The sequence below is a fragment of the Ruegeria sp. YTSC002 genome (genome assembly GCF_059609845.1).
On the sequence record NZ_JBXWML010000001.1, the window covers coordinates 831322 to 856555 of the forward strand.

Genomic DNA, 25234 nt, shown 5'->3' on the forward strand with positions numbered 1-25234 from the left:
CTGTTCTAGCCATAGCACGGGCCGGGGTATAGGCTGAAATCCGCATATTCAGGCATGGTTTACCCTGCGTCTCATTTGTCGCGGGAAGGCGTGTTGATGCGTTTCTGGAAATAGTTTAATGGTAAACTAAATTTTCACCACCTGCGCCGAGAGGAACACATGGCTGCACAATCCTATGATCTGATCGTAATCGGGGCTGGCCCCGGTGGCTATGTCGCCGCCATCCGTGCGGCCCAGCTTGGTCTGAAAACCGTCGTGGTCGAGCGCGAGCACCTTGGTGGCATCTGCCTGAACTGGGGGTGCATTCCCACCAAGGCATTGCTGCGGTCCTCCGAAGTGTTTCACCTGATGGAACGCGCCAAGGATTTCGGATTGAAGGCCGACAAGATCGGTTACGATCTGGACGCGGTCGTCAAGAGATCGCGTGGCGTTGCCGGGCAGCTTTCGGGCGGCATCGGCCATCTGCTGAAGAAGAACAAGGTCGCCGTGGTGATGGGTGAGGCGACGATCCCCGCAAAAGGCAAGGTCAGCGTCAAGACCGATAAGGGCACCGAAGAACTGACGGCCAAGAACATCATTCTTGCAACCGGCGCGCGGGCCCGCGAACTGCCCGGTCTCGAGGCTGACGGCGATCTGGTCTGGACCTACAAGCACGCGCTGCAACCGCCCCGGATGCCCAAAAAGTTGCTGGTCATCGGCTCGGGCGCGATCGGCATCGAGTTTGCGAGTTTCTACAACACGCTCGGGGCCGATACGACGGTGGTCGAGGTGATGGACCGCGTGTTGCCCGTGGAAGATGCGGAAATCAGTGCCCTGGCCAAGAAAGCCTTTACCAAGCAAGGCATGACCATCATGGAAAAAGCCATGGTCAAGCAACTGGATCGCGGCAAGGGCAAGGTGACCGCTCATATCGAGGTCAAGGGCAAGGTTGAGAAGCACGAGTTCGACACCGTGATTTCCGCTGTCGGGATCGTAGGAAATGTCGAAAACCTGGGCCTGGAGGCGCTGGGCGTAAAGATCGACCGCACGCATGTGGTGACGGATGAATATTGCCGCACCGGCGTCGATGGCCTTTACGCGATCGGTGACATCGCGGGCGCGCCCTGGCTTGCACATAAAGCCAGCCACGAAGGGGTCATGGTCGCCGATCTGATCGCAGGCCAGCATGCGCATCCGGTCAAGCCCGAAAGCATCGCCGGATGTACCTATTGTCAGCCGCAGGTGGCCTCGGTGGGATATACCGAAGCCAAGGCCAAAGAGCTGGGTTATGACATCAAAGTCGGTCGCTTCCCTTTCATCGGCAACGGCAAGGCCATAGCTCTGGGCGAACCGGAAGGTCTGATCAAAACCGTGTTCGACGCCAAGACAGGCGAACTGCTGGGGGCGCATATGATCGGCGCGGAAGTCACGGAACTGATTCAGGGCTATGTGGTTGGGCGGCAGCTGGAGACCACCGAAGAAGATCTGATGAACACGGTCTTCCCGCACCCGACTCTGTCAGAAATGATGCACGAAAGCGTGTTGGATGCGTATGGCCGCGTGATCCACATGTAAGGTCGTCCGCGTGTTGCGGCCGGGCAGGGGGCGCTGCCCCCGCCTTGCTGCGCGCGGCTCCCCCGGGATATTTTGGGCCAGATGAACAAGGGGGCCTTTATTCATCTGGCTGCAAATATCCCGGAGCGCGAGGCAGAGCCTCGCTGAAATCCGCTACCTGTTCAAAGCATCCAGAATGCGGGCCCACGAACGGATGCCCTTGTGGAAGCTTTTGACGTCGTATTTTTCATTCGGCGAATGGATGGCGTCGTCCTCGTTGGCATAGCCGACCAGCATCGAATCCAGCCCCAGAACGGTATTGAAGTACCCGACGACGGGGATCGAGCCGCCCATGCCGGTAAACACCGCTTCGCGGTCCCATTCGTCCGACAATGCTCTGCGCGCGGCTTCGAATTCCGGGCGATCGATATTCATGACCGAAGCGGGCGAACCTTCCAGATCGTTGTCCCATACTACTTTTGCATCCGGGGACAGGCGATCCTCGACATGTTTGCGGATCTTGCTGCGCAGCGCGTCGGGGTCCATGTCGCCGACCAGTCGGCACGTTATTTTACAATGCGCTTCCGAAGGAATTACGGTTTTCGAACCCGCGCCGTTGTACCCGCCCCACAGCCCGTTCACCTCAAGTGTCGGACGCGCCCATTGTTGCTCGAGCGTCGAATACGCCTTTTCGCCGTGTGGCTGGGTGTATCCGACCGAGTTCAGGTAATCCGCTTCGTCGAAGCCGCAGTTTTGCCACTGACGCAACTGGTCCTGCGGCACTTCATGAACGCCTTCATAAAACCCTTCGACCGCGACACGACCGGTTTCGTCGTCATAGAATGAGGCAACGATTTTCGACAGTTCGCGCAGCGGGTTCAGGCCCGGGCCACCGTAATGGCCAGAGTGCAGATCGATGCGGGGCCCGATGATGGTGAACTCGTCCTTCAGCATGCCGCGCAGCTGTGCGGCGATCGACGGAACACCTCGCGATACCATGGATGTATCGCAAACCAGCGCCAGATCCGCTTTGAGTTCGGCCGCGTTGTCTTCGAGGAAGGGGACCAGCGAGGGTGAGCCGGATTCTTCTTCGCCCTCAAAGAAGAAGGTGATGCGGCAGGGCAGGGATCCGTGCACGGCTTTCCAGGCGCGGCAGGCTTCGACGAATGTCATCAGCTGACCTTTGTCGTCCGATGCCCCGCGCCCGCGGATGACCGGGCCGTGCTCGGTGTCTTCGATGGCGGGGTCAAACGGGTCGCGTGTCCAAAGGTTCAACGGATCGACGGGTTGCACGTCATAATGGCCGTAGAACAGGATATGGGGTGCATCCGAGTCCTCGCCCACATGGCCTACGACCATCGGGTGCCCCGGGGTTTCCCGTTTTTCGGCGGCAATTCCGATACTGTTGAGGTCGGCAACCAGCCAGTCGGCTGCACGGCTGACATCGGCCTTGTAGGCGGGATCGGTCGAGATCGAGGGGATGCGCAGCAGCTCCATCAGGCGGTCGATCGATGTTTGCAGATCTTCGTCAATCCGGTTCAGCACGGTGTCTAGCGACATGGGGATCTCCTGCTTGTCTGTTTCCGGGCGAACCCTAGCAGCGTTGACAGCGCCGTCCAGAGCGGTTGATCTGAATTCTGCATGCGATCACAAGCCCGCGAAATCCCGCTGTGCGGGCTGCGTCGTTTCCACGCGTCCGATGGCCGGAACTATACTTGCCGTGAGCATTGCAAACTTATATTTGATGCAAATCAAAGTTGGGTTCACCTGTTCGGCTGTAACCAGCTGAATAAAGTAACACAAAGCTGCTGATACAGGTTAAGCTGTGGGATGTGGCAGACTAATTGCCCGAGGGAAACCGGAAACGGGCATTCAAGGAGGGTCCGTTGGACTATACTGCTCAGCTCGATTCAGCGATTGCCAGGCTGCATGACGAAGGACGTTACCGGACCTTCATCGATATCGAACGTCGCAACGGACAGTTTCCCCATGCAGTGCGTACGCGCCCCGACGGGTCGCAGCAGGACATCACCGTGTGGTGCGGCAATGACTATCTGGGCATGGGCCAGCACCCGGTCGTCTTGCAAGCGATGCACGAAGCGATCGACGCAACCGGCGCCGGGTCGGGCGGGACGCGCAACATCTCGGGGACAACAGTCTATCACAAACGGCTCGAGGCCGAACTGGCCGATCTGCATGGCAAGGAAGCCGCGCTGTTGTTCACCAGCGCGTATATTGCCAATGACGCAACCCTCAGTACGCTGCCCAAGCTGTTCCCGGGGCTGATCATCTATTCTGACGCGCTGAACCATGCTTCGATGATTGAAGGGGTGCGCCGAAACGGGGGCGCCAAGCGCATCTTCCGTCATAACGACGTGGCACATCTGCGCGAATTGCTCGAGGCGGACGATCCCGCCGCGCCCAAGCTGATCGCCTTCGAGTCCGTCTATTCGATGGACGGTGATTTTGGTCCGATCGAAGAAATCTGTGATCTGGCCGATGAATTCGGCGCCCTGACCTATATCGACGAAGTGCACGCGGTGGGCATGTATGGCCCGCGCGGTGGCGGCGTGACCGAGCGGGATCGCCTGGCACATCGGATCGACATCATCAATGGCACTCTGGCCAAGGCCTATGGCGTCATGGGGGGCTATATCGCGGCCAGCGCCAAGATGTGCGATGCCGTGCGGTCTTATGCGCCGGGCTTCATCTTTACGACATCGTTGCCGCCGGCGGTTGCCGCAGGGGCTGCGGCATCCGTTGCATACCTGAAATCCGCGTCTGAACTGCGCGAGCAGCACCAGACTCAGGCGAAGATCCTCAAGCTGCGGCTGAAGGGAATGGGCCTGCCGCTGATCGACCACGGCAGCCATATCGTGCCTGTGATCGTCGGCAATCCGGTGCACACCAAAAAGCTCAGCGACATGCTGCTGGACGATTATGGCATTTACGTGCAACCGATCAACTTCCCGACCGTTCCGCGCGGAACCGAGCGTCTGCGTTTTACCCCGTCTCCGGTGCATGGACCCGACGAAATGAACCGTCTGGTGCAAGCGATGGACGAACTTTGGTCACATTGTGCGCTAAATCGCGCCGAACTTGCCGGATAACCTAACGCCAAAGTGTGCAACGAGTTTGCCGCGTGTTAAGCTTACGCTAACAAAACGAGTAGACGAATCATTGTGGGGATGATTCGCCACTTACGCGAAATACGCGACAGGCAGAATGGGGCAGCAGGGATGATTGGGCGCAGATCTCAGCGCGAATCCGAAGAGGACGTAGATGTCAGACCAAAAGGGTTTGACGACTATGAAGTTCGCCTAGGCGACAAGATGCGCGGTGAACGCGCAACGATGGGCAAATCTCTTCTGGATGTTCAGCGCGAGCTGCGGATCAAAGCCAACTATATCGCTGCAATTGAAAACGCCGACCCCGATGCGTTTGATACACCCGGCTTTATCGCCGGGTATGTGCGTTCCTATGCGCGCTATCTGGGTATGAACCCCGATGAGACCTTTGCGTCTTTCTGCCAGGAAAGCGGATTTGAGGTCGCGCATGGCATGTCCGCAGAGGCCTCGGTGGTGCGGAAGCCTTCCGGGGCTCTGCCTGCACGCGGCCCGATGGGGCGGGATCCGTTCATTTCGCCCAATACACCCTATATTCCGGGCAAGGAGTCCCTGGTCAGCCAGATTGAACCCCGCGCAATCGGTTCGTCACTGGTATTGCTGGCGGTGATCGGTGGCATCGGCTATGGCGGCTGGGCTGTTCTGAACAGAATTCAGCAAGTACAGGTCAGCCCGGTTGAACAAGCGCCGGTGGTTCTGTCTGATCTGGATCCGCTGGATGCGGCGCGCAGCAACGTGTCGGATGATGCTGCACAGGTGGCAAGCGCCGAAGCATTGGACCGTCTCTATCGTCCGCAGGCACTGGATGTTCCGGTGCTGGTTGCGCGGGATGCTCCGATCTCGACGCTTGATCCGCGCGAGGTTGGAACCTTCCGCCCGCCCGAATTGCCGCAGTTCGAAGTGGCTGAACTGCACACGGTCGAAAAACCCGCCCTGCCGCAAGTGGTCGAACAGATCGATACCACGCTCAAGATCGTGGCTGTTGATCCGGCATGGATGCGCGTGACGGCTGCGGATGGCAGCGTCATTTTCGAAGGCACACTGGGTACCGTCGAGCAGGGCAGTGTGTTCGAAGTGCCCCTGACGGAAGAACCGCCGTTGTTGCGTGCGGGCGCATCGGGATCCGTTTACTTCGCGATAAACGGTAAGCACTACGGCCCGGCGGGTGCTCCGGGCACGGTCGCCAAGGGTGTCGTTCTGTCGAAAGACGCCGTGTCCGAGTCCTATGCCGTCGCCGATCTTGAGGCGGAACAGAACAGCGCGCTCAAGCAACTGGTGGCGGAACTGCAAACCGAGGCGACAGAAACGCCCGCCGAGTGATCTAGCCATTGCGATAACCCCGTTGCCGAACTATCTACAATCGCAACTCAGGCAGACGCGGATCCGTCCTTATGTCCCTCAATCACGTGCGCCCATGGCGCGACATCTACCGTCGTAAATCCCGTCAAATCATGGTCGGCAACGTCGCCGTTGGTGGCGATGCACCCATTGCCGTTCAAACCATGACCAACACGTTGACCACCGATGTGGCGGCGACCGTGGCGCAGGTGCAGGCGGCGGCCGAGGCGGGTGCGGATATCGTTCGCGTCTCGGTTCCTGATGAGGCGTCGTCCAAGGCGCTGAAACAGATCGTTCGGGAAAGCCCCGTGCCCATCGTGGCGGATATTCATTTCCACTATCGGCGCGGCATCGAAGCCGCCGAAGCGGGCGCTGCCTGTCTGCGCATCAATCCGGGCAATATCGGTGACGAAACCCGCGTGAAAGAGGTCATCCAGGCGGCGCGCGACCACAATTGTTCAATCCGGATCGGCGTGAACGCGGGCAGCCTGGAAAAGCACCTGCTTGAGAAATATGGCGAGCCGTGCCCCGAAGCGATGGTCGAAAGCGGGCTGGAACATATCCGCATCCTTCAGGACAATGATTTTCACGAGTTCAAGATCAGCGTAAAGGCCAGCGACGTGTTCCTGTCCGCCGCGGCCTATCAAGGTATTGCCGAGGCGACGGATGCCCCCATCCACCTGGGCATTACCGAGGCTGGGGGGCTGGTCAGCGGTACGATCAAATCGGCCATCGGCCTTGGCAACCTGCTGTGGATGGGGATCGGCGACACGATCCGTGTCAGCCTGTCAGCTGATCCGGTGGAAGAGGTGAAGGTCGGGTTTGAGATCCTCAAATCTCTTGGCCTGCGCCATAGGGGCGTCAATATCATCTCATGCCCGTCCTGCGCGCGACAGGGTTTTGATGTCATCAAAACCGTCGAGGCGCTGGAGCACCGCCTTGAGCACATCAAGACGCCCATGAGCCTGTCGATCATCGGTTGCGTGGTCAACGGGCCGGGCGAAGCGCTGATGACCGATGTTGGTTTCACCGGCGGCGGGGCAGGGTCCGGCATGGTCTATCTGGCCGGTAAGGCCAGCCACAAGATGTCGAACGATCAGATGATCGATCACATCGTGGAAGAGGTCGAGAAAAAGGCGGCTGAACTGGACGCGGCGGCTGAAGCGGCTGAATAGTCGGGTTCTTCGCTACATCTAAAAACCCGGCATCTGTTGTGTGGCGCAATGGATACCGCCGCCAAGTTCTCCCAGCAGATCAACGTCAAGTGTTACGACGTCACGTCCGGGATAGTGTCTTGCAAGTGTTTCCGACGCGATCCTGTCTGTTTCCGAGTCTCCGAACCGGGCCGCAATCACACCGCCATTGCAGACGTAGTAATTGGCGTAAGAGGCGACGAAATCCGGGTTCTTGACACGGCGGTAATGCGGTTCGGGTATCACGTCCATGTCCAGGCCCGCGGCAACCAGTCGATCATGGGTGTCCAACGCGGCCATGTGGAAAGGATCATGATTGTCCGGCTTATCCGGCAAGTTGATGATGCCGCGACCTGGGCCGGTAAAGCGGGCCAGACTGTCAATGTGATAATCGGTGATATCTTCGCCCCAGACACCTTCGGACCAGATCATGCGGTTGGCCCCATAGGCCGCCAACAACCGGGCTTCGATCTCGTCCCGAGTGAGGCCGGGATTGCGGTTGTCATTCACCCACGAGCTTTCATGCGCCATGAGTGTCCCATGCCCATCCTGCTCGACGCCACCGGCTTCGCCGATCAGCCCGGTCGGCAACAGGGTCAGCCCCAGCCTTTCGGCCACTCTGCCAGCAATTTTCGCATCATGTGCGTGAACCTGCTTTCGCCCCCATCCATTGAACTGGATCTGTTTGATTGCAAGCGCACCGCGGTTGTTGATCGCGGACACCGGGCCTGCGTCCCGGCACCACAGATCTTCGGTCGGGACATCCCAAATCTCGACCGCCGCAGAAAGCTGTTTGCGGATATCTGCGTGATACTCTGATCCGGCCAGCAGTGTGACGGGCTCAAAAGCAGAGATCGTGTTTGCGATTACCGCTATGGTCCCCTGTACCATTTCCAGAAAAACGGGGTCGGGGTAGACGCTGCGGCTGACCGGCCATTGCATGAAAGTGCGGTCATGCCGGGCGTCTTCGGCCGGGACGTGGAGGCCGGTTGCGGACTGCGCAATAGACTGGCCAGAGAAACCCGTCATACCCAACGCTCCTCCGGCCACCAGAAATTCTCGCCGTTTCATGGCACGTTGCCGACAAATCCGGCCTTAGCCGCGTTCGGCACGTATGCCGTCAACGATCTGCTTCATCTGATCGGCTGGCAAATAGCCACGCAACATCTCTGTGCCCAACACAAACGAAGGCGTGCCCGAGATCTGCATCCGCTGTGCCAGAGCGCGGGTGCGCGCGATCTCATCCGTGACGCGATCGCTGTCCATCGCCGCGATGATCTCGTCGCTGTTCAGCCCCAAACCGTCCGAGATGCGGCGCAGGGAAACTTCGCTTGGCTCGCCGGTGAATTCCAGCAGGGCATCATGGACCTGCTTGTACGCATCATCGCCTGCCACGTGTTTGGTGGCCACGGCAAAGCGTGAGGACAGCACGGACGCATCACCCAGGATGGGGAGTTCCTTGATCACAAGGCGGATGTTACCGTCTTCTGACAGCAGACTGGCCACTTCGGGCACGGCCCGGCGGCAATAACCACACCGGTAGTCCATGAACTCGACCAGCGTGATGTCACCATCCGGGTTGCCACCGACCCAGCTGTACCCGTCATCGAACAGTTCATCCGAGTTGGCGGCGACCAGTTCTTTGTCCGCAGCGGCCTCTGCAACGGCATTGCGCTGTTCCAGAATGTTGATGGCTTCGAGGATCACTTCGGGATTTTCCAGCAGGTATTCGCGCACCTGGGCACCAAATTCCGCTTTTTCGGCATCGTTCATCGCGTTCAGGTCCAGCGCCTGCGCCGAGGTTGCCGCCATGGAAAGCCCCAGAAGGGCGGGTGCAGCATGTCTGAGGATCATTTCCGTTTCCTTTTGTCTTTGTTGAGTCGTTCCGACGCAATCAACACGTCTTGCGCCCTTTGCCAACCCGGTGAGCCCTCGGGCAGTCGCGCCACGGCGCGTTTCGCGTGAATTCCGGCATCTTTCAACCGCCCTTGCAGCGCATACCGCTCTGCCGTCACGGTCGATGCCATACCATCATTGCCAACCTGAGCATAGGCCACACCAAGATCCTGCAACAGCCTGGCGTTCCGGTAATCCCGGGCGCGGGCTTTTTCCAGAACGCTCAAGGCCTGTTTGGTTTGCCCCTGCGCCAGCAACGCCCGCCCGTATCCAGCCAGGATCAGCGCATCGTTCGGAGCCATTTCAACAGCGTTTCCGTACGCTTCAACAGCCGCGCCTATTTGCCTGTTTTCCAACAGGATTTGCCCTTTCAGGTCATAGTAGTACGGGTCATTCGGGCGCAGCGCCAGGGCCTCGTCGATGGCACGACGCGCGCGATCCAAATCACGGTTCTGATGATAAGCCGAAGCCTCGCGCATCAGGCGGATGTCCTGGGCGGTTTCCTCTTTAGCGCGTCGTAGCGTCCAACTGGGTGAGCGTAAAAAGGCCGACAGCTTGCCTTTGACGCGGGCAAACCAGTAATCGGCATTGGCATTCGGAACCGCCTTGTCGCCGAACTCATCCAGAAACGCTTCGGCGGCGCGCAATCGTTCACGACTGGTGGGATGCGACCGCATATACGGGTCCTGATTGGCGACGCTCAGCAATTCCTGACCCGCGAATTTCCTGTGCAGCTTCACCATGCCGCTGGGGGAAATCTGAGCCCATCGCAGATAGCTTGCGGCGCTTCGGTCGGCCGAGGCCTCTTCGGCGCGGGTATGGCCCAGAAAGCTGCGGATTGCGGCGCCCTGGGTGCCTGCGGCAATACCAATGGCGGCTTCACCCCCTCCGGCCGCAGCCGCAAGCAGGGCCAGAGCGGTGCCGAGGCCCGCATTGCGCCGCGCCGCCTTCAGGTTTTCGGCGCGGCGGGCCAGATGACCATTCGCGATATGCGCCGCCTCATGCGCGATCACCGCTTGCAGCATTTCGGGGCTTTCGACCGTAAGGATCAGCCCGTAATTCAAATAGATCGCGTTGTAGTCGATGACGAAGGCATTGAACGTGTTGTCATTGACCACCAGGATTTGAACCCGGTTGGTGTTCAGGCCGGCGGCGCGCAGAACCGGAAACGCCAGCTCGCGCAGGCCATGCTCGATATCGGGGTCGCGGATCAGGCTTTGCCCATGGGATTGCGTTGCCGCCGTCAGCCAGACGACAACCGACAGTATCAGAGCCGGGATTGACGTCAGCCGGGATACGCGTTCAAAAGCCATGGCTGCAACATGGGAGATGGGCATGAGAAACTCAACCCGGTCCGAGGTCGATCCCTTCATCGTGATGGACGTGATGGAGGCCGCGCGCCGTGCGGAAGAAGCGGGCCGCCATGTGATCCACATGGAAGTTGGCCAGCCCGGAACCGGCGCACCCAAGGGCGCGACCGAGGCGCTGGCGAGGGCGATGGATCAAAGCCCGTTGGGCTATACGGTGTCCCTGGGCTTGCCTGCGCTGCGAAAGCGTATCGCGCGGCTTTATGGGGATTGGTACGATGTGGACTTGAACCCGGGGCGCGTGATCATCACGCCCGGATCGTCCGGCGGGTTTCTGCTGGCTTTCACGGCATTGTTCGACAGCGGGGATCGGGTTGGAATCGGTGCGCCGGGATATCCGTCCTATCGCCAGATTCTCAGGGCACTTGGATTGGAACCGGTCGATCTGCCGACCGCGCCTGAAAACCGTCTGCAACCCGTTGCAGCGGATATTCAGGGAATGGGCCTGAAGGGTCTGATGGTGGCCTCTCCGGCGAATCCAACCGGCACGATGCTGGACCGTGCCGCCATGGGGTCGCTGATCGAAGCCGCACACGGGCAAGGGGCGTCTTTCATCAGCGACGAAATCTATCACGGTCTGGAATATGAAGCCAAAGCCGTGACGGCGCTTGAACTGACGGATGAGTGCTATGTGATCAACTCGTTTTCCAAGTATTTCTCGATGACCGGTTGGCGCGTGGGGTGGATGGTCGTGCCCGAGGATCAGGTGCGCGTGGTCGAGCGGATATCCCAGAACATGTTCATCTGCGCGCCGCATGCCAGTCAGGTTGCGGCACTGGCTGCGATGGACTGCGAGGACGAGTTGCAGGCCAATCTGGACGTGTACCGCCGAAACCGCGCGCTGATGCTGGAAGGCCTGCCCAAGGCGGGCTTCACGAACATCGCGCCGCCGGACGGGGCGTTTTACGTCTATGCCGACGTGTCCGATCTGACCGATGACAGCCGCGCATTTGCGGCCGAGATTCTGGACAAGGCCGGTGTCGCGGTCACGCCGGGTCTGGATTTCGATCCGCAACGCGGCCATACGACGTTGCGGTTTTCCTATGCGCGTTCGACGGTCGACATTCAGGACGGGCTGGAACGGTTGCGCCTGTTCATGACCGAGCGGAAGGCGATCGGGGAACCTGCCTGAGCCGTTCACAAATCAGCCCTTGTGGTATAGGCTGCCCGGCAAGCGATCTCGGGAAAACTTGAGGCCATGAGCAGGATCATCTTTTGCATCGCCCTGATCTGGGCGCTGGCAGGCAGTGTCGTCGCGCAGGATTTCAGCGCGCTGGCACGCATTCAACCTGACCAAAGCCGCATCACGGATGTGGGGCGAACCGGCGTTCGCGTGGATATCGGCCTGAGCCAGGGGGTGCCGTACCGGATTTTCACCTTGCAGGATCCGTACCGGATGGTTCTGGACTTCAACGAAGTGGACTGGACCGGGCTGAACCGAACGGATTTTCTGCAATCCGAACGCGTCAGCGGCGTGCAATTCGGGGCCTATGTTCCGGGTTGGTCGCGGCTGGTGTTGGAACTGGGCGCACCGATGGCCGTAGACACAGCCGAGCTGTCGGTGGCCGAGGATTCGGGGGCGGCGCTGCTGTCTCTGAACCTCAAGGGCACGGATTTTGACACGTTCAACGCAACCGCAGGTGCGCCGCGCAATCCGGGTTGGGACTTGCCGGAACCGGCTGATGTGCCGCAGGCACCTTCGCGTTCCGCGGACCGACCGTTGCGCGTAATGCTCGATCCGGGGCATGGCGGGATCGATCCGGGCGCCGAAACCGATGACGTTGATGAAAAAACCCTGATGCTGACCTTTGCCCGCGAACTCCGTGAAGTGTTTTTGAGATCAGGAGGTTACGAGGTGGTCCTGACCCGCGTTGATGATCAGTTCGTCTCGTTGGAACGTCGGATTGCCCTGGCGCATCGGGCTGGCGCGGATCTGTTCATTTCGCTGCACGCGGATTCCCTGTCGGAAGGGCAGGCCCATGGGGCGGCCGTCTATACCCTGTCTGCCGATGCTTCGGATGTGGCCAGTTCAAAACTGGCTGAACGACATGACCGGGGGGATTTGATCTCGGGCATCGATCTGAATGGTGCCGATGATCAGGTGGCTGATGTTTTGCTTGATCTGGCGCGCCAGGAAACGATGCCGCGGACCAGGTCGCTGGCCAGCGCGATCGCCAACGGAATGGCCCAGCAGGGCGGGCCGATGAACCGCAAACCGTTGCGGACCGCGTCGTTCTCGGTGCTCAAGGCGGCCGATATTCCGTCTGTTTTGATCGAGCTTGGGTTCCTTTCCAGCCCCAGAGACCGGGAAAACCTGAGAAATTCGGAATGGCGGGCGAATATGGCGTTGGGGATCTTTCAGGGGATCGAAGACTGGCGTCAGCAGGATGTGATCCGCAAATCCCTGATTGGCCAGTGACCTTACGGCGCAAAACGGCTAGAATGCGCTTGGTGTTTTGACCCTTGGGCGGTGCAACACTATATAGGCACCACCGCGAGAAAAAGGCAGTAACGTGATCCGGTTCATTCTTTCGATTTTCGGGGCGATCTTCAGTATCGTCACCTTGGGTATTTTCATGGTCGCACTGGTGATCGGTGCGGTGTTCTGGATGTATGGCCGCGATCTTCCCAGCCACGAATCCCTGGCCCAGTACAAGCCCCCGACGATCAGCCGGATCTATTCGGGCGAAGGCCAGTTGATCGACGAATTCGCGCAGGAACGCCGCCTGTTCACGCCGTCCTCGGAAATTCCCGATCTGGTGAAACAGGCGTTTATTTCGGCGGAAGACAAGAATTTCTATACCCATCAGGGCTATGACCCGCGGGGGATCATCGCGGCAGGTGTCGAAGCGGTGCGAACCAAAGGCGGAACCGTGCGCGGTGCGTCGACCATCACGCAGCAGGTGATGAAGAACTTCCTGTTGTCGGGCGATCGCCGGGCAGAACGCAAGATCAAGGAAATCATCCTCGCCACCCGGCTCGAAGATACACTGGACAAGGAGCAGATCCTTGAACTTTACCTGAACGAGATCTTTCTGGGTCAGAACTCGTACGGTGTGACGGCCGCCGCGCAGACCTATTTCAACAAGACCTTGCAGGAACTGGCCCCGCACGAGGCCGCGATGTTGGCCGCAATGCCCAAGGCGCCGTCGGATTATCACCCGGTTCGGGAAAAGGAACGCCTGTTGGCCCGCCGAAACTATGTGCTGCGCGAGATGTACCAGAACGGTTACATCGATCAGGCGACCTATGAGACTGAAGTCGAGATGCCGCTGCGCTCGGTTCAGAACGGCGATTTCGAAAGCTTCCGCACCGCATTGCCGCCGCGCGACTACTTCACCGATGAAATCCGACGTCAACTGAGCGAGGACTTTGGTGAAGGTGAGTTCTTTACCGGCGGCTTCACGGTTCGTGCGTCGGTGGACGAAGAAATGCAGGTCGAGGCCGCAAAGGCCCTGCGCACGGCGTTGCAGAAATATGATCGGTCGCGCGGGAAATGGCGTGGCACCGGCGAAGTGATCCCGGAAGAAAAACTGGCGGATGAGGCACAGTGGCGCGAGGCGCTTTCGCTTCTGGAAATCCCGCGCGATGTGGTGCTGCCGACCCGCTGGTATCCCGCCGTGGTTCTGAATGTCTCGGATCAGCAACTTACCGTCGGGATCGAGGACGGCCCTGCGGATGGCACCATTCCGCGGTCCGATATCAAGTGGATGCAGGGTGATTTTGCGGCGAACTTCAAGCGCGGGGATGTGATCCTTGTGGTCGAGGGCGAAGAGGGGCAGTGGTCTGCCCGTCAGGTGCCCGAAGTTCAGGGCGCCTTTGTGGCGATGGATGTGAACTCGGGCCGCGTTCTGGCGATGCAGGGCGGGTTTTCTTATCAGGACACCGTGTTCAACCGCGCCACGCAGGCACAGCGCCAGCCGGGGTCCAGCTTCAAACCCTTTGTCTATGCCGCCGCGCTGGACAGCGGCTACAGCCCCGCAACCATCGTCGTGGACGCACCGATCGAGGTGAACACGCCACAGGGCTTGTGGCGGCCCAAGAACTCGTCGAACAAGTTCTACGGGCCGACCCCCTTGCGCACCGGGATCGAGCAGTCGCGGAACCTGATGACCATCCGTCTGGCGCAAGAGGTCACGATGCCGGTGGTTGCAGGTTACGCCGAACGCTTTGGCGTCTATGACCGGATGGGCGCGTTCCTTGCAAACTCGCTGGGGTCCGAAGAAACGACGCTGTACAAGATGGTCGCCGCTTATGCGATGTTCGCGAACGGGGGTCAGCGGGTCGAGCCCACTCTGGTCGACCGTATTCAGGACCGGTTCGGCAAGACCATCTATCGTCATGATGATCGTCAATGCCTGAATTGCAACTCGACCTGGCTAGAGCCCGACGAGGCCCCGACCCTTGTCACGGACCGCGCGCAGGTCATGGATGCCATCACGGCCTATCAGCTGACATCCATGATGAAAGGCGTGGTGGATCGTGGCACGGCCTCGCGCTATGTGAACCTGCCGGTGCCGACAGCGGGCAAGACCGGAACCACCAACGAATCCAAGGATGCGTGGTTCATCGGCTTTACCTCGAATATCGTGGCGGGCTGCTACATCGGTTATGACCGTCCGCGCCCGATGGGGCGGGGGGCTTATGGCGGTACACTGTGCGGCCCGGTGTTCCAGAGCTTCATGGAAAAAGCCGTCGAAAAGTATGGCGGTGGGCCATTCAAGGTTCCGGAAGGGGGTCACTTCATCAAAATCGACCGTTTCAGCGGCGCCCGCCTGCCGGATGACGCCACCGGCGACTATGTCGTGGCCGAATTCTTCCGCGACGGTGTCGATGGGTTCATCGACCGTGTTTATGACGGTGGTTTTGCGATTGGTTCCGACCTGCCCTTGTTCGAGGAAGCGCAGCGCGCAGGTGTGCAGGTTCAGACGTCGACGGGTGAAACCATCACGGTCGGGCCCAAGGCCTCGCAAGGCGATCTGAGTACCGGTGGTCTTTACTGACAGGGACTGACCAAGTTGGGTAAGACACCTCTGATTCCACATGCTTTGCTGGGTGCGCCCGGGCAGCTAAGCATCTCTCCGGGTGTCATCTCGGGAGGGCACGTGTTTCTCACCGGTATGACCGGGAGCGCGGCAGACGGTTCAATGCCGTATGATCCGGAACTACAGTTCCGGAACGCCTTTTCCAAGATTGCCGAGGTATTAAAGGAAGCGAACCAAGGTTTGGAGACTGTGGTCGAGATGACGACCTACCATGTTGACATGCGAAAGCATTTCGATCTGTTTGACCGTGTGCGCTTTGAGGTTCTGCCTGCGCCTTACCCGGCTTGGACCGCAGTTGAGGTTGCGGGACTTCGACGGGAGGGTGCCTTGGTTGAAATTCGGGCGATCGCACATCTTTCCGAGTGAGTCACGAGAGTCGCTCCATCCATCCAGCCTGTCTTGTGGTGTCTCGCACCTCTTGCTATCACGCAGGCCTGATTGAGCAAGTTGGGACAAGACCATGCGCGCCGAAACCCAGAACATCATAGCGGAAATCGAAAAGTCGCTGGAGCTGCTGGCGCAGCGCATGGACTATGAGACCGCGCCGCATCGCCTTGAGGAATTCAATGCGCGTGTCGAAGATCCCAACCTGTGGGACAATCCCGAAAAGGCGCAGAAACTGATGCGCGAGCGGCAGATGCTGGTCGACGCGATTGAGACCTACGAGTCCATCAAAACCGACCTCAGCGACAATATCGAATTGATTGAGCTGGGCGAAATGGAAGAAGACGAAGAGGTCGTCCAGGACGCCGAAGCCGCGATCAAGGCGCTTCAGGCCAAGGCCGCAAAGAAAGAGCTTGAGGCGCTGCTTGACGGTGAGGCTGACAGCAACGACACCTTCCTCGAGATCAACTCGGGCGCGGGCGGAACCGAAAGCTGCGACTGGGCCTCGATGCTGGCGCGGATGTATGTGCGCTGGGCCGAGAAAAAAGGCTATACGGTCGAGCTTCAGTCCGAAACCCCGGGCGAAGAGGCAGGGATCAAATCCGCTGCGTACAAGATTTCCGGCCACAACGCCTACGGCTGGCTGAAATCCGAAAGCGGCGTACACCGGCTGGTGCGGATTTCGCCTTTTGACTCGGCGGCCAAGCGGCACACCTCGTTCTGTTCGGTCTGGGTTTATCCGGTGGTCGACGACAATATCGAGATCGAGGTAAACCCCGCCGATATCCGCATCGACACCTACCGGTCATCGGGGGCGGGCGGTCAGCACGTGAACACCACGGACTCGGCCGTTCGGATCACGCACATTCCGACCGGGATTGTCGTGACCTCCTCCGAGAAGTCGCAGCACCAGAACCGCGATATCGCCATGAAGGCTCTGAAATCGCGCTTGTATCAACTGGAACTGGACCGCCGGAACGCCGACATCAACGCGGCACACGAGGCCAAGGGGGATGCGGGCTGGGGCAACCAGATCCGGTCATATGTTTTGCAGCCCTACCAGATGGTCAAAGACCTGCGGACCAATTACGAGACCTCGGATACCAAGGGTGTTCTGGACGGCGATCTGGACGGCTTCATGGCGGCCACACTGGCCCTGAACGTGGCGGGCAAGAGCCGCTCCGAGGCCCAGGGCGACAGCTGAGGTGAAGCGTAACAGCCCTTTCCTGAACGTTTTGAAAGGGCATTGGCAGCTTATCCTGATCACGGCCCTGGTGTTTTTGCTCTGGAATACACCGGTTGCGGTTCCACTGAAGATACTGGTCGTCTTTCTGCATGAGTTGTCTCATGCGGTGACGATCCTGATGACGGGCGGCTCGGTCGAGAGCTTTTCGATCTCATCGCAACAGGGCGGCGTTGTCCTCGGCCGGGGCGGCAATCGCTTTCTCAGCCTGTCTGCCGGATATCTTGGTTCACTGGCGCTTGGCATGGCCCTTTTGATCCTTGCCCTGCGAACAAAGGCCGACCGCGCCGTTCTGGCGGGTTTTGGCGGTGGCATGTGTCTGGTGGCGGTGCTGTATATCCGCGACCCGTTCGCCCTTGTTTTCAGCATCGGAACCGGGGCTGCGATGATTGCTGCGGCGTGGTATCTGCGCCCCGATGTAAGCGATCTGGTGCTGCGCGTGATCGGATTGACCAGCATGATCTATGTCCCTTTCGACATCTTCGACGACACGATCCGACGGTCCGGCGCGCGTTCGGATGCATTCATGCTGGCCGAGGAATTCGGTGGCTCCACCATGTTGTGGGGCGGGATCTGGCTGGTGCTCAGCTGCATGGCGATTGCTCTTTGCCTGCGCTATTGGCTTGGGGCTGACAGCAACCTGCATTTTCGCGGATCAGCGCGCTGACATTGCCGTCCGGGACTTCCCTGAAAAGATACATTTAAACAGTGGGTTTAAATGATCTGAACTGCCCGCTAGGCTGCCGGAAACGACAATGGATTGGCGCGCCATGGACCTGACCCGGATATCGGCTACAGACCTTTTGAAACAGTTGGCCAGCCGGCAGGTTTCAGCCTCGGACGTGATGCGGGCCACGCTGGATCGCATCGCCACGGTCAATGGTGAGGTGAATGCCATCGTCGCGCTAAGGGATTCAGATGGTTTGATGGCCGAGGCGAAGGCCTGTGACGATGGCCCGATCACCGGCCCGCTGCACGGTCTTCCAATCGCAGTCAAGGATCTTGTGAACGTGGCGGGCGTCGTCTCGTCTCAGGGCTCACCGATGTTCAAGGGCTTCGTGCCGGACACTGACGATCTGATTGCCACCCGGATGCGGGCCGCAGGTGCCATCCTGATCGGCAAGACCAATACGCCGGAATTTGGGCTGGGATCGCACACGTTCAATCCGGTCTATGGCGCAACGCGCAACCCTTATGACGCCAATCGTACCTGCGGTGGTTCGTCCGGCGGGGCGGCGGTTGCCTTGGCGACGGGCATGGTTGCGCTGGCCGATGGCTCGGACATGATGGGCAGCTTACGCAACCCAGCTGCATGGAACAACGTTTACGGCTTTCGGCCAAGCTGGGGCAGGGTGCCTTCCGATCCCGTGGGCGACAGTTTTTTGCACCAGTTGTCGACACTGGGCCCCATGGCGCGCTGCCCCGAAGACATGGGTGTTCTGCTTGATGTCATCTCGGGTCCGGACCCGCGCTTGCCGTTGGCCGCTGAAAGTGCCCCGGTGTCGCCGGTGACCGCCGCCGATTTGCACGGGCTGCGGATCGGGTGGCTTGGCGACTGGGGCGGCGCTTTTCCGACCGAGCCCGGTATTCTCGACATCTGCAAAGACGCGATGGGCGTATTCGAAACGCGTGGAGCGCAGGTTGAGGACATCCCCCCGCCTTTCGATGCTGAAAAACTCTGGACCAGCTGGATCAGCTTGCGGTCGTTCAGCGTGGCCGCAGGGCTGGAACCTTTGGCTTCGCAAAAAGAGCATTTGAAAGACACGGCGCAATGGGAGCTGGATCGGGGGCTGGCGATGAGTGCGATGGAGGTGCACCACGCCAGTGTCATCCGCTCGGAATGGTTCCGTTGCGCGGCGAACCTGTTCGAACGGTTTGACGCGTTGGTTCTGCCGTCTGCTCAGGTCTGGCCGTTCTCGGTTGATCTGCCTTACCCGACAGAGATCGCGGGCCGGGCCATGGATACCTATCACCGATGGATGCATGTCACGGTACCGGTCAGCCTGATCGGCCTGCCCTGTCTTGCTGCGCCCGCGGGGTTTGGCACGCAGGGGCTGCCCATGGGGTTTCAACTGTTCGGACCCAGAGGATCGGATCGAAAACTGTTGTCAGTCGGAGCGGCTTACCACGCCGAAACAGATTGGCCGAACAAGAGGCCGGCGATGCAATAACGCCGGTCAGGGAGGAGGAAGACAACATGGACAAACCCTTTGGTGTTCCGGACATGCGACCGGTCGATACCGCCATGCTGCGCACTGCTTTGAAGCGCGCCTGGGCCGACTTTCGCCGCGCACCGCTGTTCGGCCTTGTTTTTGCGGGGTTTTACGTACTGTCCGGGTGGGCGATGGCATGGGTGACAGTTCAGACCGGAACAACCTTCTGGCTGGTGCTGGCGGCCATCGGGTTTCCGTTGATCGGCCCGTTTGCCGCTGTTGGTCTGTACGAGGTTTCGCACAGGTTGGAACAAGGCGAGCCGCTCGATTTTGGCGCGATCTTCGGGGTCGTGATGCAGCAAAGCCGCAGACAGTTGCCCTCGATCTGCGCGATCATAGTCGTCGTGTTTCTGTTCTGGTTTTTTCTGGGGCACATGATCTTTGCCCTGTTCATGGGGTTGGCGACGATGACCAACGTGTCAACCTCGCTTGAGGTGTTTCTGACGCTGAATGGCCTGACAATGCTGGCAGTCGGCACGGCAGTCGGGGCGGTTTTTGCGACCGTTCTGTATATGATCACGGTTCTGTCGATTCCGTTGCTGCTGGATCGTGAACTGGATTTTGTAACGGCAATGATCACCAGTTTTTCCTACGTGTCAAAGAACTACCCAGTGATGCTGGCCTGGGGAGCCTTCATCGCGGTGCTGACATTTCTGGCGATGGTGCCTTGGTTCCTGGGGTTGCTGGTGGTTCTGCCGTTGCTGGGGCATGCCAGCTGGCATCTGTACCGGCAGATCACGCAGAACGATGAAGGGAAAACACCAACCTGAGACGGTAGGTTACAGGTGCTGAGCCACGTTGTTCGTCGACAATCGTGCAGCAGCAAAAATGGCCGTCGAGTCGTGCCCAAGGTATTTCAGCACAACGGGTTCGGGCCTTGTCGCATTTGCCGGACTGATGACCGACCCACGCCAATGAACTGCCGTTCCCGTAGGGTCCGGCGAGATCAGATAGACCCGGCTGTTGTGACCTTCCCGCTGCGAGGTCAGCATATAGACGGTGTCACCGCTTGAGGCCGCTATCCCCCGTATTTCCCGCGCTTTCGGTGTTGCCTCGGGCATTTCCGCACGCGACACGTAGCCACGGATCAACGTGCATTGGGCCAGGGGTCGGGCGTGCAGCAGGGTCATCCGGTGTTCAGCCGAAAGGCTTTCGATCACCGCGTAGAACCCGGGTGAAAACAGGGATTTCTCGATCGCATCCGCACCCGAGCCCAGAAACTCTGTCAGCGCCGGAGTTGCGGGGTGTTCTTCGATCTTTTCGATCTCGTCCAGCGGTTTCAGAAGAATGCGGGCATCGACATCGAAGAACCGGCAAATACGGTCCAGCACATCCGGTCTGGGAACGCTTTCACCGGATAGATATCTGTTGAACTGGGTGCGGTTCACGCCAAGTTGGCGGCACAGCGCCGAGACCGAGCGATATCGCTTTGCCAATTGCCGAAGGTTCGCACCAAACATTGCGCGAAGCTCAGCAGGACTGCGAATGTCGTCGGTCATGGGTGCCCACGTCTTGCTCAGTTTCCGGAAGAAACCATCTTCGCACAGAAGCCAAAGCCCGGTGCGCATCGAAAAATCGTACAGAATGACCCCAAGCAACGTATCCCCACGTCGCGTTGCGGCTTCAAGGCTAACGGCCCTATGCGCAAAGGCAATAGACTTTATCTGAAAATGACTGATCTTTAACCGGAAAAGCTGACCTTATGGCAATTTTAGCGCATTCAGATCGCCAAAGTTGCATTGCATATCGCCGGCCACTCTTAAAAGTGTTCCCGCCTTGGCCGCAAGACAAGTGCCAAGGCGGGACAGGTCGATCAATCGCCGCGCAGCAGGGCCGCCACGCCGGTACGGGCGATTTCCATCAAGCCCAGGGGGCGCATCAGATCGGCAAAGGCGTCGATCTTGTCGGGCGCGCCGGTGATCTCGAAAATGAAAGAATTCAGGGTACTGTCGACTACATTGGCGCGGAAGATATCGGCCAGTCGCAGCGCTTCGACCCGCTTGTCGCCTTCGCCGACGACCTTGATGATCGCCAGTTCACGCTCGACCGATGCGCCCTCGACCGTCAGATCATGCACGTCACGCACCGAGACAATGCGCCCAAGCTGCGCCTTGATCTGTTCGATCACCTGCGGCGTGCCGGTGGTGACGATGGTGATGCGGCTGAGGTGGCCGGTATGATCAACCTCGGCCACCGTCAGGCTTTCGATGTTATAGCCTCGACCCGAGAACAGGCCAATGACACGGGCCAGTACGCCCGGTTCGTTTTCGACCAGAACCGCAATGGTATGGCGTTCCTGAACGTCCGAGAAGGTGGGCCGTAGGTTATAGGCCGAATGGCGGGTGGAGCCTTTTTTGATATGTAGGGCAGACATTTACGTCCCTTTCATCATCCTTGACAGGTTGGGCGCAGCGCGGCGCTCAATCAAAACCGTCGAATTTTGTTAAACCAGAACCGAGCCCTTGGAGTCGATTACGCCCTGCGTCTCGGCTTCGCCCAGCAGCATCTCGTTATGCGCCTTGCCCGACGGGATCATGGGGAAGCAGTTCTCGTGCTTTTCGACCAGACAGTCGAAGATCACTGGACCGTCATAATTGATCATCTCCATGATCGCATCGTCCAGATCGGCGGGGTCGGAACACAGGATGCCTTTCGCACCAAAGGCCTCGGCGAGTTTGACGAAATCGGGCAGGGCCTCGGACCAGGAATGCGAATACCGCTCGCCATGCAGCAGCTCCTGCCACTGGCGCACCATGCCAAGGCGCTCGTTGTTCAGGATGAACTGTTTCACCGGCAGGCGATACTGAACGGCGGTGCCCATTTCCTGCATGTTCATCAACCACGAAGCCTCGCCAGCGACGTTGATCACCAGCGCGTCCGGATGTGCCATCTGCACACCGATCGAGGCGGGGAAGCCATAGCCCATCGTGCCCAGCCCGCCCGAGGTCATCCAGCGGTTGGGGTCTTCGAACCCAAGATACTGCGCCGCCCACATCTGATGCTGACCCACCTCGGTGGTGATGTAGCGATCATGCTTTTTCGTCAGCTCTTCAAGACGTTGCAGCGCGTATTGCGGTTTGATCGACTTCTCGCTGTTGGTGAACGCCAGACAGTTGATCTTGCGCCATTCGGCGATCTGGTTCTGCCATTGTTTGACATTCGCGGCGTCCGTCTTGCGCCCGCGCGACTTCCAGATCTTCAGAATGTCCTCGAGCACATGCGCCACATCGCCGACGATCGGGATGTCCACCCGGATGACCTTGTTGATCGAGGACGGATCAATGTCGATATGTGCTTTCTTCGAGTTCGGCGAGAACGCATCGATACGCCCGGTGATCCGGTCATCGAACCGCGCACCGATATTGATCATCAGATCGCAATCATGCATCGCCATGTTGGCCTCATAAAGGCCGTGCATTCCGAGCATTCCCAACCAGTTTTCGCCCGAGGCAGGATAGGCGCCAAGGCCCATCAGGGTTGAGGTGATCGGAAAGCCCGTTGCATCCACCAGTTCACGCAGCAACTGGCTTGCCGCGGGGCCGGAATTGATAACGCCACCGCCGGTATAGAAGATCGGTTTCTTTGCGGTTTCGATCGCGGCAACCAATTCGGTGATCTCTTCCAGATCTCCTTTCATCGCTGGTTGGTAATGCGAGGTCGAAGGTTTCGGGCTGGCATATTCGCCCGACGCGAACTGCACATCCTTCGGGATGTCGATCAGCACCGGGCCGGGGCGGCCCGAGGTGGCGACATGGAATGCCTCGTGCAGGGTTTCAGCCAGCGAATCCGTATCCTTCACCAGCCAGTTATGCTTGGTGCAGGGGCGGGTGATGCCAACGGTGTCGGCCTCTTGAAACGCGTCCGATCCGATCATGAAGGTCGGGACCTGTCCGGTCAGAACCACGATCGGGATCGAATCCAGCAACGCATCGGTCAGACCAGTGACAGCATTGGTGGCACCGGGGCCGGAGGTGACAAGCGCGACGCCCGGTTTTCCGGTCGATCGGGCATAACCTTCGGCCGCGTGGATCGCGCCCTGTTCGTGACGCACCAGAATGTGGCGAATGTCGTTTTGCAGAAAGATCTCATCATAGATCGGTAGCACGGCGCCACCGGGGTATCCGAATACCGTGTCCACGCCCTGATCCTTGAGGGCCTGAACCACCATCTTTGCGCCGGTCATCTCACGTGTCATCTGCTTTGCTCCGTTCGCGACATGTGTCTTGCGTTCGACAAAAAAAAGCCCCCGAGATTTTCGGAGGCGCATGGGTTCGATTATGGTTTACCGTTACCGGCCCATGCGCGTGGTTCCTACGATTACGACTAGCGTTCTCATCGCCAGAGGCTCCTTTTTGCTTGGAGGCGACATTATGGTCGGGGGGAAGGGGCGTCAACAGGCAATTGCACCAATTTTCTATCTCGGGGGCGGTATTTTGCGACATTTTATTGCGCAGATTGCCGCATGTCGGGAATTTCCGGGAATTCGGTGTGTGAATTGGCCGTTTTGTGCACGGATCAGGCGGTCTGAAAGCGTCAGGCCGATGTCCGAAACGGGCATGATCATTACTTTTTTCTGCGCCACGCTGAGCGTGCAGGGGGCAAAACCCGGAGGCTTAGAATGTTGCAGGACCTGGTTGATCTTGGCCGCTATCCAATCGATCGCCCCGATTCACCGGCTTATGATCGGCTGATCGAGGATTTGAGACGCGAATTGGAGCAGGATGGATGTGCCGTTCTGCCTGGTTTCGTGCACGACGCAGGGGTCAAGCTACTGGTGCAAGAAGCCGAGGGGGTGGCGCCCAAGGCGCATCGGTCCTTCAACAGAACCAACGCCTATTTCACGAAGGACGATCCAAGGCTTGGCATCGCTCATCCGATCCGCCGGTTCTATGATCGTTCGAACGCCTTTGTTCCGGCCGACAATCTTTCGAAATCCGGCCCGCTGCGGCGCATTTACGAGTTCGACGGTTTTCTTCCCTTTGTCCGCGATGCCCTGAATGAACCCGAAGACCGTTTTTTTCGTTACGATGATCCATTGGCGGATGTGATCATCAATGTCGTGGAGGAAGGGCAGGGCTTTCCCTGGCATTTCGACACCAACAACTACACCGTGACGCTGGCCATCCAGAACGCAGAGACGGGCGGCGCGTTCGAGTACGCGCCCAACCTGCGCACGGCAGAGGATGAAAACTTTGATCTCGTGGCTGCGGTTCTCGATGGGAACATGGGGCGCGTTCGCCGGTTGGATCTGCGGCCGGGGGATTTGCAGATCTTCAAGGGGCGGTATTCACTGCACCGGGTTGCTCCGGTAAGAGGCAAGCGCCGCCGCTATGTCGGCATCTTTTCCTTTGTCGAGGCTGAAGGCATGTGCGGTGGGGTCGAGCGGACGCAGCAATTGTATGGCCGCGTTTTGCCGCATCATTACAAGCGCGCGGGGCTGCGCAAGGATCAATTGCTGGATTGAATGTCCAACCTCGGTACAATGCATCTGTTTCCTGTTCGGAGAGTCAGATGCCCAAGATTTTGCAGCTTACACCATTTGTGTTGTGCTCGTCCCTGAAGGACCAGATCGACTTCTATTGTAATCGCCTTGGGTTCACCTGTGGGTTCACACAGGACAATTATGCCTTTTTGAAACGTGGTCCTGTTGCGATCCGCCTTTTGGAGTGCCCACCCCGGGATGATGGCAAGCCATTGGGTGATGAACACTCCTTCTATATCGATGTTGAAGATATCGATGGGCTTTATGACAGCCTGCGCGACGGATTGGCCGATCTGCCCGAAGGCCGTGTCAGGTCGCCGTTCAATCAGCCATACAATCAGCGTGAATTCCACGTTCTTGACGAAGACGGGACATTGGTTTTTTTCGGAGAAGGTCTCTGACCCGACGGGTAGCG

At 59.1% G+C, this 25234-nt stretch carries 21 protein-coding genes; 14 read left to right on the forward strand and 7 right to left on the reverse strand.

Annotated features, from left to right (window positions below; all coding sequences use genetic code 11):
* Positions 1-159 precede the first annotated feature (159 nt).
* Entirely contained in the window at positions 160-1554 is a 1395-nt protein-coding gene (lpdA, locus tag AC2FFD_RS04180; RefSeq protein WP_171328054.1) for a dihydrolipoyl dehydrogenase, read from the forward strand.
* A 153-nt stretch (positions 1555-1707) separates the two neighbouring features.
* Here the strand turns inward: lpdA and AC2FFD_RS04185 are convergent, their stop codons facing one another.
* Complete coding sequence (locus AC2FFD_RS04185) at positions 1708-3093, reverse strand: dipeptidase (RefSeq protein ID WP_496872068.1); 1386 nt, start codon at positions 3091-3093, stop codon at positions 1708-1710.
* 326 nt (positions 3094-3419) lie between these two features.
* On the opposite strand from AC2FFD_RS04185, the gene hemA reads away from it, so the two are divergent.
* The 3 genes from hemA to ispG all read left to right on the forward strand — a co-directional run bounded on the left by hemA (position 3420) and on the right by ispG (position 7171).
* On the forward strand, positions 3420-4643 hold the full coding sequence (gene hemA / locus AC2FFD_RS04190) for a 5-aminolevulinate synthase (protein ID WP_496872070.1): 1224 nt from the start codon (positions 3420-3422) through the stop codon (positions 4641-4643).
* A 129-nt stretch (positions 4644-4772) separates the two neighbouring features.
* The gene (locus AC2FFD_RS04195; RefSeq protein ID WP_496872072.1) at positions 4773-5978 is read left to right on the forward strand and encodes a helix-turn-helix domain-containing protein; all 1206 of its coding nucleotides are present in this window, start codon (positions 4773-4775) and stop codon (positions 5976-5978) included.
* A gap of 71 nt (positions 5979-6049) precedes the next feature.
* Positions 6050-7171: a flavodoxin-dependent (E)-4-hydroxy-3-methylbut-2-enyl-diphosphate synthase gene (gene ispG, locus AC2FFD_RS04200; protein ID WP_170343969.1), complete on the forward strand. Its 1122-nt coding sequence runs from the start codon at positions 6050-6052 to the stop codon at positions 7169-7171.
* Between the two features lie 18 nt (positions 7172-7189).
* Here the strand turns inward: ispG and AC2FFD_RS04205 are convergent, their stop codons facing one another.
* Genes AC2FFD_RS04205 through AC2FFD_RS04215 form a run of 3 tightly spaced genes read right to left on the reverse strand, consistent with a single transcriptional unit; the run spans position 7190 to position 10422 of the window.
* A complete protein-coding gene (locus AC2FFD_RS04205) occupies positions 7190-8260 on the reverse strand; it encodes an agmatine deiminase family protein (RefSeq protein WP_496872074.1) in 1071 nt (356 codons plus the stop codon).
* Positions 8261-8284: 24 nt separating this feature from the next.
* Positions 8285-9043, reverse strand: a complete 759-nt coding sequence (locus AC2FFD_RS04210; protein WP_496872075.1) for a DsbA family protein — start codon at positions 9041-9043, stop codon at positions 8285-8287.
* A complete protein-coding gene (locus AC2FFD_RS04215; protein ID WP_480684091.1) occupies positions 9040-10422 on the reverse strand; it encodes a M48 family metalloprotease in 1383 nt (460 codons plus the stop codon). Before AC2FFD_RS04215 ends, AC2FFD_RS04210 begins: the two co-directional genes overlap by 4 nt.
* Between AC2FFD_RS04215 and AC2FFD_RS04220 the strand changes: the two genes are divergently transcribed.
* From AC2FFD_RS04220 to AC2FFD_RS04255, 8 genes are all read left to right on the forward strand, one after another.
* Positions 10421-11584: a pyridoxal phosphate-dependent aminotransferase gene (locus tag AC2FFD_RS04220; RefSeq protein WP_496872077.1), complete on the forward strand. Its 1164-nt coding sequence runs from the start codon at positions 10421-10423 to the stop codon at positions 11582-11584. The genes AC2FFD_RS04215 and AC2FFD_RS04220 overlap by 2 nt on opposite strands.
* A gap of 66 nt (positions 11585-11650) precedes the next feature.
* Positions 11651-12871: an N-acetylmuramoyl-L-alanine amidase gene (locus tag AC2FFD_RS04225; protein ID WP_496872079.1), complete on the forward strand. Its 1221-nt coding sequence runs from the start codon at positions 11651-11653 to the stop codon at positions 12869-12871.
* Between the two features lie 94 nt (positions 12872-12965).
* On the forward strand, positions 12966-15455 hold the full coding sequence (locus AC2FFD_RS04230; protein WP_496872081.1) for a penicillin-binding protein 1A: 2490 nt from the start codon (positions 12966-12968) through the stop codon (positions 15453-15455).
* A gap of 15 nt (positions 15456-15470) precedes the next feature.
* On the forward strand, positions 15471-15863 hold the full coding sequence (locus tag AC2FFD_RS04235) for a RidA family protein (RefSeq protein ID WP_496872082.1): 393 nt from the start codon (positions 15471-15473) through the stop codon (positions 15861-15863).
* Positions 15864-15957: 94 nt separating this feature from the next.
* On the forward strand, positions 15958-17085 hold the full coding sequence (gene prfB / locus AC2FFD_RS04240) for a peptide chain release factor 2 (RefSeq protein WP_170343977.1): 1128 nt from the start codon (positions 15958-15960) through the stop codon (positions 17083-17085).
* A 1-nt stretch (position 17086) separates the two neighbouring features.
* Positions 17087-17791: a M50 family metallopeptidase gene (locus tag AC2FFD_RS04245; RefSeq protein ID WP_496872085.1), complete on the forward strand. Its 705-nt coding sequence runs from the start codon at positions 17087-17089 to the stop codon at positions 17789-17791.
* 103 nt (positions 17792-17894) lie between these two features.
* The gene (locus AC2FFD_RS04250; RefSeq protein ID WP_496872246.1) at positions 17895-19295 is read left to right on the forward strand and encodes an amidase; all 1401 of its coding nucleotides are present in this window, start codon (positions 17895-17897) and stop codon (positions 19293-19295) included.
* Positions 19296-19321: 26 nt separating this feature from the next.
* On the forward strand, positions 19322-20107 hold the full coding sequence (locus AC2FFD_RS04255) for a DUF2189 domain-containing protein (RefSeq protein ID WP_170343978.1): 786 nt from the start codon (positions 19322-19324) through the stop codon (positions 20105-20107).
* Between the two features lie 9 nt (positions 20108-20116).
* On the opposite strand, the gene AC2FFD_RS04260 is transcribed toward AC2FFD_RS04255, so the two are convergent.
* The 3 genes from AC2FFD_RS04260 to AC2FFD_RS04270 form a co-directional block, all read right to left on the reverse strand.
* Positions 20117-20836, reverse strand: a complete 720-nt coding sequence (locus AC2FFD_RS04260) for a helix-turn-helix domain-containing protein (RefSeq protein ID WP_257598910.1) — start codon at positions 20834-20836, stop codon at positions 20117-20119.
* A 314-nt stretch (positions 20837-21150) separates the two neighbouring features.
* Positions 21151-21711 carry an acetolactate synthase small subunit gene (ilvN, locus tag AC2FFD_RS04265; protein WP_117868667.1) on the reverse strand — a complete coding sequence of 187 codons (561 nt, stop codon included), beginning with the start codon at positions 21709-21711 and terminating at the stop codon, positions 21151-21153.
* A gap of 69 nt (positions 21712-21780) precedes the next feature.
* On the reverse strand, positions 21781-23532 hold the full coding sequence (locus AC2FFD_RS04270) for an acetolactate synthase 3 large subunit (RefSeq protein WP_170343980.1): 1752 nt from the start codon (positions 23530-23532) through the stop codon (positions 21781-21783).
* Positions 23533-23955: 423 nt separating this feature from the next.
* Here AC2FFD_RS04270 and AC2FFD_RS04275 point away from each other — a divergent pair, with 423 nt between their 5' ends.
* Together AC2FFD_RS04275 and AC2FFD_RS04280 are read left to right on the forward strand one after the other, a co-directional pair.
* A complete protein-coding gene (locus AC2FFD_RS04275) occupies positions 23956-24801 on the forward strand; it encodes a HalD/BesD family halogenase (protein ID WP_257598909.1) in 846 nt (281 codons plus the stop codon).
* A 47-nt stretch (positions 24802-24848) separates the two neighbouring features.
* Positions 24849-25220 (forward strand): bleomycin resistance protein, encoded by a 372-nt coding sequence (locus AC2FFD_RS04280; RefSeq protein WP_425078427.1) that lies wholly within the window; start codon positions 24849-24851, stop codon positions 25218-25220.
* Positions 25221-25234 lie beyond the last annotated feature (14 nt).